We start from the raw sequence: 14,652 nt of genomic DNA, 5'->3' as shown, positions 1-14,652 counted from the left end.
CATCTGGCCCATCCACATCGATCTCTTATTGAAGGTGCTGCAATGACCACGCCTGTCGCGTCCACGTCTTCTTCCTCGTCTTCCGGCGCCGCGCTCATCGCCTTCGTCGGCGGTGGCAACATGGCGCGCAGCCTGATTGCCGGGCTGATCCGGCAAGGTATGCCCGCTGCCAGCATCCGTGTGGCCGAACCGGTGGCCGAGTTGCGCGAGGCGTTGGCGCGCGACTTCGGCGTGCAGGTCGTTGAAGATGCACGCACCGCAGTCGACGCTGCGGCGACCTGGGTCTTGGCGGTCAAGCCGCAGGTCTTGCCAACCGTCTGTGCGCAGCTGGCTGATCTAGCGCAGGCACAACAACCGCTACTGGTCTCCATCGCTGCTGGTATCACCGCCACGCAGTTGCAGCGCTGGTCGGGCGGCGATATCGCAGTAGTTCGCGCCATGCCCAACACGCCCGCCCTGCTCGGTGCCGGCGTCACCGGGCTGTATGCCAACGCACGCGTCTCCGACGCGCAACGCCGGCAGGCAACCCGGCTGCTGGATAGCGCCGGGGTCACCGTGTGGATCGACGACGAAGCACAGATGGATGCGGTGACCGCGGTCTCCGGCAGCGGACCGGCCTATGTCTTTCTGCTGGCCGAAGCAATGGAAGCTGCCGCGCAAGCGCAGGGGCTGCCCGCCGAAACCGCGCGCACCCTGGTGCTGCAAACGCTGCTCGGCGCCGCACGCATGCTCACCGAATCGGGCGAAGCACCGGATGTCCTGCGCCGCCGCGTGACCTCGCCCAATGGCACCACGCATGCCGCTATCGAGACATTCCAGGCCGGCGGCTTCGAAGCGCTTACCGTCAAAGCAATTGCCGCAGCTACCGAACGCGGCCGCAGTTTGTCGGCTGCCAATGATTAAGTGAGGCGCCGCAAGACCTGCATGTGCCTCACCGCGCGCCTGATCGGCATGGCGCGCACTGCAAGACGAAACGATACGACGACCTGGCACCGCCACCGCACCAGCGCACAAGGTCGATACAGGGCAATAGATGTAGAAACGCTGCATGGCGCCGGAAACCCCTACATTTCTGGTGGTGGAGTGCACGCCGGCGCTTGCAATCGATGTCAGTCGCTTCGCCGGTGTACGCCCTCTTACCCGCAGCGCTAAACGGCCGTCCGCATCGGCGGTTCGCACCATCACCATGCATGTGCGTTATGGCCTTTCCTCGCGCAAACGATCTGCTGCTGTGCGTCAGACACGCAGCGAACTCGCGCAGGGCGCGGTCAAAGCGATGCGTTTTGTGCGCTTTTTCTCCCGCTGGTGAACGAATCCCCGTCGAAAGACGCTTTTTTCGTGTTGTTTCATCGTTTGCCTATTGGCGGCGCGCAGTACTTGCCCTACATTTCGCGTTGCCGACTGGGTCGGCAGACCCATCACCACCAACGAATACGGAACACATCACTCATGGCAAAAACCGCCGCTAAGAAGGCTGCCCCCAAAAAGGCAGTGAAAAAGGTCGCCGCGACCAAGACCGCAAAGCCGGCCAAGGCAGCCGCTGCCAAGTCCGCTGCGCCCAAGCCGATCAAGGAAGCACTGAGCAAGACCGGCCTGGTCGCGCACATTGCCGAAACCACCCAGCTGGCTCCGAAGGACGTGCGCGCCGTGCTGGCGTCGCTGGAAGCCACCGCACATGCCTCGCTGAGCAAGAAGGGCGCCGGCACTTTCACCATCCCGGGCATGCTCAAGCTGACCACCGTGCACGTGCCGGCCAAGCCGAAGCGTAAGGGCATCAACCCGTTCACCAAGGAAGAGCAGATCTTCGCCGCCAAGCCGGCGACCACCAAGCTCAAGTCCCGCATGATGAAGAGGTTGAAGGACGCCGCGCTCTAATCGAGCTCGCATCCGGTGTCATGAAGACGGCCTGCGGGCCGTCTTTTTTTTTGGTCGCTGCGCCGTGTGCAGCACACACCGCTCATCGACACTGCCCTACCCTGCATGCTGGTTCGCCATCTGCAGGTGCCTGTGACCGGTCCGTCGAACACCGCGCCATCGTCACCACGCCCAGCCGCCACACGCAGCCCCGCGCGTCGGCTGCGCAGCGTCGTGGTCACGGTTGCGCTGCTGTGCGCTCTGGCGGTGGCCGCGCGCTGGGCCTGGCAGCTGCCGATCGCCCATCAGCTCCGTACCCGTTGGGAGCTGTCGCAGATGCCGCCGCCTGCGCAGTTGCATCTCCCGGTGCAAGGCGTGCGTGCGCGACAGATTGCCAACACCTTTGGCGCACCCCGTGGCCGCGACCGTACCCATGCAGGCGTGGATATCTTCGCGCCACGCGGTACACCCGTGGTGGCGGCAACCCGCGGCGTGGTCAGCGCCATCCGCGACCAGGGCCTGGGCGGAAAACAGGTCTGGATCCTGGGTCCGGCGATGGAACGGCATTACTACGCGCACCTGGATGATTGGGCTGCCGGCCTTGCAGTAGGCGATGTGGTCGAGCCCGGCACACCGCTCGGCATCGTCGGCACCACTGGCAACGCGCGCGGCACGCCGCCGCACCTGCATTATGGTGTCTATGGACGCAACGGTGCGTACGATCCACTGCCGCTCCTGCGCAAACCGGCACCACAGCCGGCAAATTGAATACGCTGGAACACTGCGTCATGGCCCGCGCTATCGAGACGGCTGCGTCCTACGCCTATGGTGAGCACAGCCCAGAACGACGCGACCCATATGTCCCGCAAACGCTATCGCATCACGGTCACGCCGATCGAAAACGACGGCCGCCCTTGTGACGACCGCTGCACCATCGAATTCGAACAGCGCTCGCGCGCCGATTGGATGCGGTTGCTCGAAGAGCTACACCTGCGCCGCGACCTGAGCAGCGATGAATGCGCGGCACTGACCGTGGGTTCGCAATTGCTGGAAAACCTGGCGGCCCGTCCACGCGCGCAGCCCAGCGATGCACTGGACGCGCTGCGTCCCAGGCTGCAGCTGCTGTTGGAACGCCTGCAGCGCGTTCAGCCCGCCACCGGCGCCTGAAGACCGCATCGCCGCGTAACCGCTACACTGCGCGCCTCGGGGAAGGGGACGTGCCATGCGCTGGTTGGGAATGATCGTTGTCGCAGCCGCATTCTCTGGTTGCAGCTGTCATCGCAGCGCGGATCCGCAAGCAAACGACGCGTCGGCGACGCAAGCTGCGAGCACAGCGCACCCGGTCAAAGACGGCAATGCCGGCGACGCACCGGGGTCACCGACGCCTGCGACTGATCCCAACGATGCCATCGCGCTAGCCAACTACGCCCAAGCAAGCGCGACAGTCCAGCGCTACCTCGGCGCGTTGCCCGGAGCGGCGCGCGCAGACGCCGATGCGCTATGGACCGGTGGTCACCCCTCGCCGGTACCTGACGACGCTGCCTTGCGTGCCATCGGCGATATCCAGTCGATGCGCGTCAACAACGACCCACCCATTGCGCTGGATCAGGCGCAGCCGCCACAGCGCATCGAAGTGCGGGTGCAATTGATCGTGCGTACCACCACCGGCACGCAGCGCCTGGTTGGCGCATACCGGTTGCAACCCCGCGCCGGCAGCGATAGCTGGGAAATCTATTCGGCCACGCTGCAACCGGTGCTGCGCTAACCCGTGGTTCACCGGCGCCGACTAATGTGATGTCACCTGTTGCCGGAGTCACCCGATGAAACTGCGCTCGCTCGCCGGATCCATGCTCGCCCTCGCCTTGGCAATGCCCGTGACCAGCGCCTGGGCGGCGCCGCAGATCCAGGGAAAACAGATCAGCGTGCAGGCCAGCGACCTGCAGCAGTATCTGGGCGGTCGCTTTCCGCAGACGCACGACACGCTCGGCGGCCTGATCGCAATGACGGTCAGCAACCCGGCGCTGTCGCTGCCGCCGGGCGACCGGCTCAAGATGGCATTCGATCTTGCCGTCGCAACCGCGGGCGGCGCTCCTGCCCCGGTCGGCAATGTCACCTTGACCAGCGCACTGCGCTACGACGTGGCCAAGCAAGGCTTCTATCTCGACCAACCCAGCATTGACGACTTCCGTCCCGCTCATGCTGGGGCAAAGCTCGACCACAGAACCCGCCAGCTGCTCAATACCTGGCTAGCCGATTACGCGCGCAAGGAGCCGATCTACCGGATCGATCCGGCAATTGCTTCGGTCATGGGGGCAGTGCAGGTGGAATCGGTCGGTATCCAGAACGGGCGGGTTGCCGTCAACTTCAATCAGAACATCGAGCAAATGGTGCCGGCGGCCGCGCTGTCTGGGAAGTAAGTCCGCTTCGTTTCCAGCGTCTATGGCGACTGCTGCACAAGACTGCACGGCGAAAATCCCGGCGCAGCAGCGCCGGGATTTTTTGTGTCGACCCCGCGCTCGTGACTTACGCAGGCTTATGCCGACAAGGCCGTTGCCACGGCAGCGGCGAACGCAGGAATGTCATCCGGCTTGCGGCTGGTGATCAGATGACCATCGACCACCACTTCGGCATCGCGCCAGCGCGCGCCGGCATTGATCAGATCCGTCTTGACCGACGGCCACGAGGTGACAGCGCGGTCGCGGACCAAGGCGCTTTCGAGCAACAACCACGGCCCATGGCAGATCGCAGCCACCGGCTTTTGCGCGGCCGAAAATGCGCGAATGAACGCGATGGCCTGGCCGTCGGTGCGCAGCGTATCGGGATTGAGCACGCCGCCGGGCAATACGAGCGCGTCATAGGCCTCGGCTTCGGTCTGGCCTAGCTGCCGGTCAACGGCAACCGTCTCGCCCCAGTCCGTGTGCTTCCAGGCGCGGATCGTCGCGCTATCGCCTGGTGCAATCACCTCGACTTTGGCGCCCCAGGATTCCAACAGGCGCTTCGGTTCGGTCAGTTCGGATTGCTCGAAGCCGTCGGTGGCCAGTACGGCGACGGTCTTGCCGGAGAGCGAATAAGACATGTGAGGCTCCTCGTAAAAGAAGCCAAACCCTAGGAAGCGCACCGTTGCGCATCCGTGAACCGATGTGTGCGTGGCGTCAGTACGCCACGTGCTTTTGCACGCTCAGCGCTTGGGCTGCAGCATCGTCCCGGTGCAATTGTTCGAACCGCAACGGCATTCCCAGATCTTCTTCAGGCGCGGCGTATGACGCTCGGCGAGAGTGATGCCGTAGTTATAGGTAAGCTCTTCGCCGGGCTTGATGTCGCGCTTGGCCTCGATGAAGATCTTGTCCTTGCGACGGTCGTCGCCCTCGGCCTCTTCGATCACCGCTTCGCAATTGGGATCGCAGCTGTGGTTGATCCAGCGCGCGACATTGCCTTCGTAGTTGGCATCCAGCACGTAATCGTCGCTGAGCGTAAACAGAAAGGTATGCCCGCTCTCCACGTCGCCGGTGTCGTCCGCATCCACTTCGGCATGCGTGCGCAGGCGCCCCTTGTATTGAATGATGCGCTCGCCCTTACGGAGCGGGGCGAGGGCGAACATGCCATTGCCGTGGATACGTGACTTGCGGGCGGCAACTTTGCGCGACATGTAAGGGTCCGGTGATGGGGCCGCTCATTGTGACCGCAGCGCGCCGATGCGCCAAGCACGAGCGCACCACCTGCCGCAACGGGCTACGCTTGCCGGCGGCTGAACCACGCCATTGGCCCTGCCTTGCTGGAAAGAGTACAATTTCGGTCCGCTTTCGGATTCGCCTGCCCCATGTTGCGCGTCACCAAACTCACCGACTACGCCACCGTCGTGCTGACCGTCCTGGCGGCACGCTGCGATCAGGTGCTCAGCGCAAGCGAGTTGGCCGAACAGGCCGGCCTGGAAGCGCCGACCGTCAGCAAGATTCTCAAGCCGCTGTCGCAAGCAGGCCTGGTTGAAGGGCTGCGCGGCGTGCACGGCGGCTACAGGCTTGCACGCGCCGCCAGCGACATCACGCTGGTGGAGATCGTCGAAGCAATGGAAGGCCCGTTGGCGATCACCGAATGCAGCCAGGACCACAGCCAGTGCGGCATCGCGCAGCGCTGCGGCGTGCGCTCGAACTGGCGCCTGATCAACGACGTGGTCGGCGACGCCTTGCGTCGCGTCACGCTTGCGCAGATGTTGCAGCCCCTCTCTCTCCCTGGCGACACCCGTCGGCGCTCCATCGCCGCACGCGTCGCGACCACCTGACCTGTAGGCAGCCCAATGGCCACCGAACTTGCTCCTCCGCAAAACGCCGAGATCCTCGAACGGCTGGGTCGACGTTACGACGCCGGCTTCATCACCGAGATCGAATCCGACTCGCTCCCGCCCGGTCTGGACGAAGACGTCATCCGTGCGCTGTCGGCCAAGAAAGACGAGCCGCAATGGATGACCGACTGGCGTCTTGAGGCTTATCGTCATTGGCTGAAGATGCCGATGCCGGAGTGGGCGAAGCTGCAGATCTCGCCGATCGACTTCCAGGCGCTGAGCTATTACTCCGCGCCCAAGGGCCCGAAGTACGCCTCGCTGGACGAGGTACCCAAAGAATTGCTGGACACCTACGACAAGCTCGGCGTGCCGCTGCACGAACGCGCCAAGCTGGCCGGTGTGGCCGTGGATGCAGTGTTCGATTCGGTCTCGGTCGGTACCACGTTCCGTAAGGAGCTGGCCGAAAAAGGCGTGATCTTCTGCTCGATGTCCGAGGCCATCAAAGAGCACCCGGAGATCGTCAAGCAATATCTGGGCAGCGTGGTGCCGGTGGGCGACAACTACTTCGCCGCGCTCAACTCGGCGGTGTTCTCCGACGGCAGCTTCGTGTTCATTCCCAAGGGCGTGCGTTGCCCGATGGAACTGAGCACCTACTTCCGCATCAATGCCGGCCACACCGGCCAGTTCGAACGCACCTTGATCGTGTGCGAAGACAGGGCTTACGTGTCGTATCTGGAAGGCTGCACGGCGCCGATGCGCGACGAAAACCAGCTGCATGCGGCGGTGGTCGAGCTGGTGACGTTGGAAGATGCAGAAATCAAGTATTCGACCGTGCAGAACTGGTACCCCGGCGATGAAGAAGGCCGCGGCGGCATCTACAACTTCGTCACCAAGCGTGCCGAATGCCGTGGCGCACGCAGCAAGGTGACCTGGACCCAGGTCGAAACCGGCTCTGCGATCACCTGGAAGTATCCCTCGTGCGTGCTGATTGGCGACGACTCGGTGGGCGAATTCCATTCGGTGGCGCTGACCCACCATCGTCAGCAGGCCGATACCGGCACCAAGATGATCCACATCGGCAAGCGCACCAAGAGCAAGATCGTCAGCAAGGGCATCAGCGCCGGGCGTGGTCAGAACACCTATCGCGGCCTGGTCAAGGTGGATCGCAATGCGGACGGCGCACGCAATTACACGCAGTGCGATTCGCTGTTGATCGGCAAGCAGTGTGGCGCGCACACCTTCCCCTATATCGAGGTGAAGAACCCGGGCGCCACCGTCGAGCACGAAGCCACCACCTCCAAGATCAGCGACGACCAGCTGTTCTATTGCCGCGCGCGCGGCATCAGCCAGGAAGATGCGGTGTCGTTGATCGTCGATGGCTTCTGCAAGCAGGTGTTCCGCGAACTGCCGATGGAGTTCGCCGTGGAAGCCAAGAAGCTGCTGGAAGTTTCCTTGGAAGGCAGCGTCGGCTGACGCTGCCTGCAGGGATTCGGCATTGGAGATTGGAGATTCGCAACGTCCCGCTCCCTGCCATCCTGGCTCTTCTGCTGTTACCAATCCCAAATTTCGAATAACCAATCCCATGCTTACGATCAACAACCTCCACGCCAGCATCGCCGGCAAAGACATCCTCAAAGGCCTGTCGCTGGACATCCAGCCCGGCCAGGTCCACGCCATCATGGGCCCCAACGGCGCGGGTAAATCCACGCTGGGCAATGTGCTGGCAGGTCGCGATGGCTATGAAGTCAGCGCGGGCACCGTGCAATTCGAAGGCAAGGATCTGCTCGACCTGCCGCCCGAAGAACGCGCCGCTGCCGGCCTGTTCTTGGCCTTCCAGTACCCGGTGGAAATCCCCGGCGTCAACAACACCTATTTCCTGCGTGCTGCACTGAATGCGCAGCGCAAGGCGCGTGGCGAAGACGAACTGGATTCGATGCAGTTCCTCAAGCTGGTGCGCCAGAAGCTGGCCGTGCTGCACCTGAAGGACGAGCTGCTGCATCGCGGCGTCAACGAAGGCTTCTCCGGCGGCGAAAAGAAGCGCAACGAGATCTTCCAGCTGGCCGTGCTCGAGCCCAAGCTCGCCATCCTGGACGAGACCGATTCCGGCCTGGATATCGATGCGCTCAAGAGCGTGGCTGACGGCGTCAACGCGCTGCGTTCGCCGGAGCGTTCGTTCCTGGTCATCACCCACTATCAGCGCCTGCTCGACTACATCACCCCGGACGTGGTGCATGTGCTGTCCGAAGGACGCATCGTGCAGAGCGGCGGCCCGGAACTGGCGCTGGAGCTGGAAAAGCACGGTTACCACTTCTTGAAGGACCGCGTGGTGCCTGAGGTTGCCGCCTGATGAGCGCCCTGCTCGATTCCCTGGCACGCGGCTTCTGCGGCGACGATGCGCGCCGTGCCGAGCTCGATGCCGCCCTGCAGACCGGCCTGCCCGGCCCGCGCGCCGAAGCATGGAAATACACCTCGTTGCGGCAGCTGGAACGTCGCAGCTTCCAGCCCGCTCCGCTGGTGCCAACACTCGTGGATGCCGCCGCGCTGGACGACATCCCGTCGCCGCGTTTGGTCTTCGTCAATGGTCGCCCGTCCGAGGCGCTCAGCGATCTATCCACCTTGCAGGATGGCGTGCAGTTGGACACCTTGGCGGCGTCGTTGGCGGCGAGCGGCGAGGCGCAGCAGCTACTGGGCCGCCGTTTCGACGGCAGCGACGAAATCTTTGCGCGCTTGAATGCAGCGCTTGCCGACGAAGGCGTGCTGGTGCGTGTGCGCGACGGCGCGCAGATCGAGCTGCCGCTTCACCTGGTGTTCGTCAGCGTGGCCGGTGAGCACGATCTGTCCTGGCATCACCGCCACTTGATCGAATTGCGTGCCGGCGCTGCGTTGCAGGTGGTCGAGCATCATCTGCATGTGGGCGACGCCGCACATCTGGAAAACAGCGTGATGCATGTGCACCTGGCGCAGGACGCGTCGCTCTCGCATGCGCGCATGCAGGCCAACAGCGCGCATGCCACCTCGCTGCTGCGGACCGACGCGGTCCTTGCGCGCAACGCGCGCTACCAGCGTGTGGACCTGGAGCTGGGTGCAGGCCTGTCGCGGCACGAGCTCAATGTGCGCCTTGAGGGCAGCAATGCGCAGCTCACCGCCAATGGCGTGCTGCTCGGCAATGGCCGCCGGCATGTCGATACGCGCCTGGACATCGAGCACATTGCGCGCGACACCGCTTGCGAACTGGTGTGGCGCGGCGTGGGCGCGGACCGCAGCCGCGTTGTGTTCCATGGCGGCATCCGCATCCGCGCAGGTGCCGACGGCACCGATGCGCGGCTGTCCAACAAGAATCTGCTGCTGTCGTCCAATGCCGAAATCGACACCCAGCCAGTGCTGGTGATCGATGCCGACGAAGTGCAGGCCGCCCATGGTGCCACTGTGGGTCAGCTCGACGACAATGCGTTGTTCTACCTGCGTTCGCGTGGGTTGCCGCAAGAACAGGCGCAGCGCCTGCTCAGTGCGGCGTTCTGTCACGAACCCTTGCGCGTCCTCCCGGCCGCGTTGAGCGCCGTGCTGGCAGTGCAGCTGGACCGTGCGTTGAACTGGGCAGGCGTGGCATGAATATGCTCGCCGTCCCGCATAGCGCGGCGCCCGATTGGGACCGCGTGCGCCTGGATTTCCCGCTGTTGATGCGGCAGGTACATGGCAAGCCGCTGATCTATTTCGACAATGCCAACACCGGCCAGAAGCCGCTGCAGGTGATTGCGGCCACCGACGAGTTCTATCGCCGCCAGAACGCCAACGTCAGCCGTGCCGTGCATGCGCTCGGCAGCGAAGCGACCGATGCGTTCGAAGGCGCGCGCAGCAAGCTCGCACGTTTTCTCAACGTCCGCGCCGATGAGTTAGTGCTGTGCAGCGGCACCACCTTCGCAATCAATCTGGTGGCGTATTCGTGGGCATTGCCGCGATTGGGCGCGGGCGATGTGATCCTGATCTCACGCATGGAGCACCACGCCAACATCGTGCCATGGCAGCTGGTGGCCCAACGCACTGGCGCCACCATCCGCGTGGCCGAAATCACGCCCGATGGCGCGCTGGATCTGGATGCGCTGCGCAAGGCGATGACGCCAGACGTCAAACTGCTGGCAATCACCCACGTGTCCAACGTACTGGGCACGGTCAACCCGGTCCGCGAGATCTGCCGCGAGGCGCGCAAGCGCGGCATCGTCACCGTGGTGGACGGCTCGCAGGCGGCACCGCATCGGCGCATCGATGTGGCCAGCATCGGCTGCGATTTCTATGCCATCACCGGCCACAAGATGTGCGGGCCTACCGGCACCGGCGCGCTGTGGGCACGTCGCGAACATCTGCAGGCGATGCCGCCATTTTTGGGCGGCGGCGAGATGATCAAGGAAGTCAGCTTCGAAAACACCGTCTTCAACGACGCGCCGCACAAGTTCGAAGCCGGCACGCCGAATATTGCGGGCTTTATCGGCCTGGGTGCGGCAGTGGATTACCTGGAGTCGGTCGGGCTGGCACACGTGGAAGCGCGCGAAGCCGAGTTGCTCGCCCACTTCACCGAGGAGCTGCAGCGCATCGATGGCCTGCGCATCTTCGGCACAACGCCCGACAAAGCTGCAGTCGTATCGTTCCTGATCGAGGGGGCGCACTCGCACGATCTGGCCACCCTGCTCGACCTGGAAGGCGTCGCAGTGCGTTCCGGCCAACACTGCGCACATCCATTGCTGCAGTACTACGGCGTCGCCGCCACCTGCCGCGCCTCGCTGGCGTTCTACAACACGCACGACGAGATCGAGCGCTTCGTTGCCGCGTTGGTGAAGGTGCATCGACTCCTGGGCTGATTGGAATCGGCAATCGGGAATGGAGAATTGAAACAGCGGTTGTCCCGAACGCCGGTAACGTTCGATGCGTGGAACTGGGTTCGTTGAGCAGCGCGACGCTTTTCCCCCGTCCCCATTCCCGATTAAACTGCCCACATGCAGACCACCACTTTCCGCGCCGCCACCGTCGATGACATCGACGCTCTTGTCCGACTGGTGACCTCGGCCTATCGCGGCGACAGCAGCCGCGTAGGCTGGACCACCGAGGCGAATATTCTCGATGGCGCGCGTATCGACCCTGCCGTGCTGCGCGAAGATATCTTGCGCGAGCGCAGCCTGGTGCTGCTGGTCGAGCAGGATGGGCGCCTGCAGGCCTGCGCGCATATCGCCGATGATCATGGCGCCGGGTATTTCGGCATGTTTGCGGTCGATCCATCGTTGCAGGGCAGCGGGCTCGGCAAGACGCTATTGGCCGAGGCAGAGCGCATTGCGCACAGCCAATGGCAGCTACCGGTGATGCGCATGACCGTGATCAATGTGCGCAACGAACTCATCGCCTTCTACGAACGCCGCGGGTATCGCCGCACCGGCATCGTCAAGCCCTTCCCGTATGGCGACGAGCGCTTCGGCATTCCGCTGCGCCAAGATCTGCATTTCGAAGTGCTGGAAAAACAGTTGAACCGGCCGAGCCCGTGAGCGACACCTGGACCTTCGTCTGCGCCAGCGATGCACTGCTGCCCGGCGAAATTAAGACCGTCTGGGACGAGGTCACCGACACGCCGATTGTGGTGTTCAACCTCGACGGCGCGCTGTATGCGCTGGAAGACCGCTGCAGCCACGAAGACTACGAATTGTCGCCCGGCACCTTCGACCCGGTTGCAGGGACCATCGAGTGCCAGTTGCATAGCGCACGCTTCGATATCCGCGATGGTCGCCCGTTGTGCGCGCCTGCCTACACCGCTGTGCCCAAGTTCCCGGTCAAGCGCGAACACGACGGCATCTGGACGCGAGACGACCGCTAGGCGCGCTCTCAAGCCCTGTTGCTGCAAGGTAGAGGTCGCCATAGCGCAACGGACTGCCACGCCCATTAATACATATTGCAAAGAAGAATGATTTGCATTTAAGATCGCAACCCTTAAGGCCCTCTTAACAACTGGCCTGCCCGCGATCTCATGCACCTAACCCTGCTCGACACCTGCCTCGTTCATTCGCCCTGCCTGTGCCTGGCCGCACAGCGCTTCGGCATGCCTGGCCCATGTGGCTGTCGGCAAGGCGCTTCAAGTTAGCAGGCGCAGCGTCCACGCATCCCATCCCGCATCCGCCGAGCCATCGCCAGGCAGGAGCCTCGCACCTCTTTGAGACCTTCCATGACTCCTCGCATTTCCCCGCTCGCCTCGGCCGTCGTGCTGACGCTGTCCGCCCCCGCTTTCGCCCAACCTGACGATGCGCCGGCGCCTCCGGGAGCGGTAGATCTGGATGCGATCCGGGTGCAGCAGGAACGTGCGCAGAAGCCGTCCTCGCCCAAGTACACCGAAGCGCTGCGCGACACGCCGCAGACCATCACCGTGGTCACCAAGCAGACCATGGACCAGCAGAATCTGCTGTCGCTGCGCGATGTGCTCAGCACCCTGCCCGGCATCACCTTCGGTGCGGGCGAAGGCGGCGGCGGCTATGGCGACAGCATCAACCTGCGCGGCTTCACCGCCAGCAGCGACATCACCACCGACGGCGTGCGCGACAGCGCGCAGTACAGCCGCAGCGACACCTTCAACCTCGAATCGGTCGAGCTGATCAACGGTGCCAACTCGGCCATGTCCGGCGCCGGCTCGGTGGGCGGCAACATCAATCTGGTGACCAAGACCGCGGGCCAGGGCAACTTCGCCAACGTCATGATCGGTGGCGGCAGCGACCGCTACGGCCGCCTCACTGCCGACAGCAATTACGATTTCGAAAACGGCACCGCCGTACGTTTGAACGCGATGGGCCACACCCAGGACGTGCCGGGCCGCGATGAGGAATTTCGTCACCGTTGGGGCGTTGCGCCATCGGTGGCCTTCGGCCTGGGCTCGGACACACGCTTCACGCTGAGCTATCTGCACCAGCACGACAACAACCTCCCGCAGTACGGCGTGCCGTTCGCGCTCAGCCCATTCAACGATGGCCCGTTGCCAGGCGTGGACCACGAAACCTATTACGGCTATCGCAATGTGGCGCGTCAGGAAATCGACGTGGACATGCTCACCGGCGTGCTGGAAATGGACTTCGACGACAACGTCAAATTGCGCAGCCTGGCAAGGCTGCAGCGCGTGGACCAGAGCACCACGGCCACTGCACCGGAAGGTACCTGGTGCCTGCCCAACAACACCAACGCCTACACAGGCCGCGCTTGCGTGGGCCAGCCCCCGTCCACCTGGAATCCCAACAGCGGGCCGCGTGGCCTGGTGCGCGATACCGAAAACCTCATCGCGCATAGCCAGACAGATCTAACCGCCACCCTGCATACCGGCGCGATCGAGCATCGCCTGGTCGCAGGCGTCGCCTTCAGCAAGGAAGACTTCGAGCTGGATAGCGGTTCGATCTTCCGCAACGCCGATGGCTCCACCACCGGCATCACCTATCCGCTGCAGACCTTCGACAACCCATACAACATCTGGACCGGCCCGCAGAATTATTTCCGCACCGGACACAGCAAGGGCAGCCTGACCAATCAGGCGGTGTATCTGTTCGACACGCTGCAGTTCAACGAGCAATGGATGCTCAACCTGGGCGGCCGTTACGAACACAACGAGGGCGACACCACTACCTACACCGTCAACGCCACCGGCGGCATCACCGGCGTGAGCGCGGGCTTCCCGGCAAGCAGCAAGGAGGACTTGTTCTCCTACCGCGCCGGCCTGGTGTTCAAGCCGGTCGACAACGCCAGCCTGTATCTGTCCTACGCAAACGCGAAGACGCCATCCAAGGCCTCGGTCAACGGCTCGTGCACGCCGATCGCCACCGCCACGGCCGGTGCCAACTGCAATGTCGCGCCGGAAAATGCGGTCAATATCGAACTGGGCGGCAAGTGGGACGTGCTGAACGAGCGTCTGGCACTGACGGCGGCGGTGTTCCGCAACGAGCGGGAAAACTACAAGGTCAACAGCGGCGATCCGCTGATTCCCGAGCAGGTGCTCGACGGCAAGGCCCGTGTGGACGGCATCGCGCTGGGCGCGGCCGGCTATCTGACCGAGCGCTGGTCGATCTTCGCCAACTACACCTTCCTCGATAGCGAAGTGCTGCAGAGCGTGTCCAACCGCACCGCCAGCCTCACCGGCGACCCCGTCGCCGGACGCGAACTGGTGCAGACCCCGCGTAACGCCGGCAATCTCTGGACCACCTACCAGCTCAACCAGTGGACCTTCGGCTACGGCGTCAACTACCAGGGCAGCTTCTATCCGAACAACACCTCCACCGCGGTCTACCGCAAGACCGACGCGTACTGGGTGCACCGTGCGATGGTCGGCCTGCGCGTCAACGAGTGGCTCAGCCTGCAGTTGAACGTCAACAACCTGTTCGACAAGGTGTACTACACCAGCATCCGCAACAACCTCACCGTCAACGCCGCAGGCACCGTCACTGCCGGCAGCGGCTGGGCGCTACCGGGCGATGGCCGCTCGGCGGTGTTGAACGCCACTTTCAGTTTCTGACTTCTTG

General features: G+C 63.7%; 17 protein-coding genes. 15 read left to right on the top strand and 2 right to left on the bottom strand.

Annotated features, from left to right (window positions below):
• Window positions 1-42: 42 nt before the first annotated feature.
• The 7 genes from proC to M0D43_RS18195 all read left to right on the top strand — a co-directional run bounded on the left by proC (window position 43) and on the right by M0D43_RS18195 (window position 4,271).
• Entirely contained in the window at window positions 43-903 is an 861-nt protein-coding gene (proC, locus tag M0D43_RS18225) for a pyrroline-5-carboxylate reductase (protein WP_252162486.1), read from the top strand.
• A gap of 145 nt (window positions 904-1,048) precedes the next feature.
• Window positions 1,049-1,309 (top strand): hypothetical protein, encoded by a 261-nt coding sequence (locus tag M0D43_RS18220; protein ID WP_260807435.1) that lies wholly within the window; start codon window positions 1,049-1,051, stop codon window positions 1,307-1,309.
• A gap of 140 nt (window positions 1,310-1,449) precedes the next feature.
• On the top strand, window positions 1,450-1,875 hold the full coding sequence (locus M0D43_RS18215) for an HU family DNA-binding protein (protein WP_101361623.1): 426 nt from the start codon (window positions 1,450-1,452) through the stop codon (window positions 1,873-1,875).
• A 105-nt stretch (window positions 1,876-1,980) separates the two neighbouring features.
• Window positions 1,981-2,622, top strand: coding sequence for a M23 family metallopeptidase (locus M0D43_RS18210; protein ID WP_260807434.1), 642 nt, complete (start codon window positions 1,981-1,983; stop codon window positions 2,620-2,622).
• A 57-nt stretch (window positions 2,623-2,679) separates the two neighbouring features.
• A complete protein-coding gene (locus M0D43_RS18205; protein ID WP_260807433.1) occupies window positions 2,680-3,021 on the top strand; it encodes a DUF3861 family protein in 342 nt (113 codons plus the stop codon).
• Between the two features lie 55 nt (window positions 3,022-3,076).
• Entirely contained in the window at window positions 3,077-3,619 is a 543-nt protein-coding gene (locus M0D43_RS18200) for a hypothetical protein (protein ID WP_313905035.1), read from the top strand.
• Between the two features lie 55 nt (window positions 3,620-3,674).
• Window positions 3,675-4,271 (top strand): YceB family lipoprotein, encoded by a 597-nt coding sequence (locus M0D43_RS18195; protein ID WP_260807432.1) that lies wholly within the window; start codon window positions 3,675-3,677, stop codon window positions 4,269-4,271.
• Between the two features lie 116 nt (window positions 4,272-4,387).
• Here the strand turns inward: M0D43_RS18195 and M0D43_RS18190 are convergent, their stop codons facing one another.
• On the bottom strand, window positions 4,388-4,930 hold the full coding sequence (locus tag M0D43_RS18190) for a type 1 glutamine amidotransferase domain-containing protein (RefSeq protein WP_260807431.1): 543 nt from the start codon (window positions 4,928-4,930) through the stop codon (window positions 4,388-4,390).
• 102 nt (window positions 4,931-5,032) lie between these two features.
• Entirely contained in the window at window positions 5,033-5,500 is a 468-nt protein-coding gene (locus M0D43_RS18185; protein WP_089112011.1) for an SET domain-containing protein, read from the bottom strand.
• A gap of 171 nt (window positions 5,501-5,671) precedes the next feature.
• On the opposite strand from M0D43_RS18185, the gene M0D43_RS18180 reads away from it, so the two are divergent.
• From M0D43_RS18180 to M0D43_RS18145, 8 genes are all read left to right on the top strand, one after another.
• Entirely contained in the window at window positions 5,672-6,130 is a 459-nt protein-coding gene (locus M0D43_RS18180; RefSeq protein ID WP_003487759.1) for an SUF system Fe-S cluster assembly regulator, read from the top strand.
• 15 nt (window positions 6,131-6,145) lie between these two features.
• Window positions 6,146-7,603, top strand: coding sequence for a Fe-S cluster assembly protein SufB (sufB, locus tag M0D43_RS18175; protein ID WP_252162481.1), 1,458 nt, complete (start codon window positions 6,146-6,148; stop codon window positions 7,601-7,603).
• Between the two features lie 109 nt (window positions 7,604-7,712).
• Window positions 7,713-8,477 carry a Fe-S cluster assembly ATPase SufC gene (gene sufC / locus M0D43_RS18170; protein WP_252162480.1) on the top strand — a complete coding sequence of 255 codons (765 nt, stop codon included), beginning with the start codon at window positions 7,713-7,715 and terminating at the stop codon, window positions 8,475-8,477.
• A complete protein-coding gene (sufD, locus tag M0D43_RS18165) occupies window positions 8,477-9,739 on the top strand; it encodes a Fe-S cluster assembly protein SufD (RefSeq protein WP_252162479.1) in 1,263 nt (420 codons plus the stop codon). Before sufC ends, sufD begins: the two co-directional genes overlap by 1 nt.
• Window positions 9,736-10,980 carry a cysteine desulfurase gene (locus M0D43_RS18160; RefSeq protein ID WP_252162478.1) on the top strand — a complete coding sequence of 415 codons (1,245 nt, stop codon included), beginning with the start codon at window positions 9,736-9,738 and terminating at the stop codon, window positions 10,978-10,980. Before sufD ends, M0D43_RS18160 begins: the two co-directional genes overlap by 4 nt.
• Before the next feature lie 135 nt (window positions 10,981-11,115).
• Window positions 11,116-11,655, top strand: a complete 540-nt coding sequence (locus M0D43_RS18155; protein WP_252162477.1) for a GNAT family N-acetyltransferase — start codon at window positions 11,116-11,118, stop codon at window positions 11,653-11,655.
• A complete protein-coding gene (locus M0D43_RS18150; protein WP_252162476.1) occupies window positions 11,652-11,981 on the top strand; it encodes a non-heme iron oxygenase ferredoxin subunit in 330 nt (109 codons plus the stop codon). Before M0D43_RS18155 ends, M0D43_RS18150 begins: the two co-directional genes overlap by 4 nt.
• 345 nt (window positions 11,982-12,326) lie before the next feature.
• Window positions 12,327-14,645, top strand: coding sequence for a TonB-dependent receptor (locus M0D43_RS18145; protein ID WP_252162475.1), 2,319 nt, complete (start codon window positions 12,327-12,329; stop codon window positions 14,643-14,645).
• Window positions 14,646-14,652 lie beyond the last annotated feature (7 nt).

The organism is Xanthomonas prunicola (assembly GCF_025266575.1).
Lineage (GTDB): Bacteria > Pseudomonadota > Gammaproteobacteria > Xanthomonadales > Xanthomonadaceae > Xanthomonas > Xanthomonas prunicola.
Note: the sequence above shows the minus strand (reverse complement) of the source record. Positions and strands in the feature narration are given on the sequence as shown.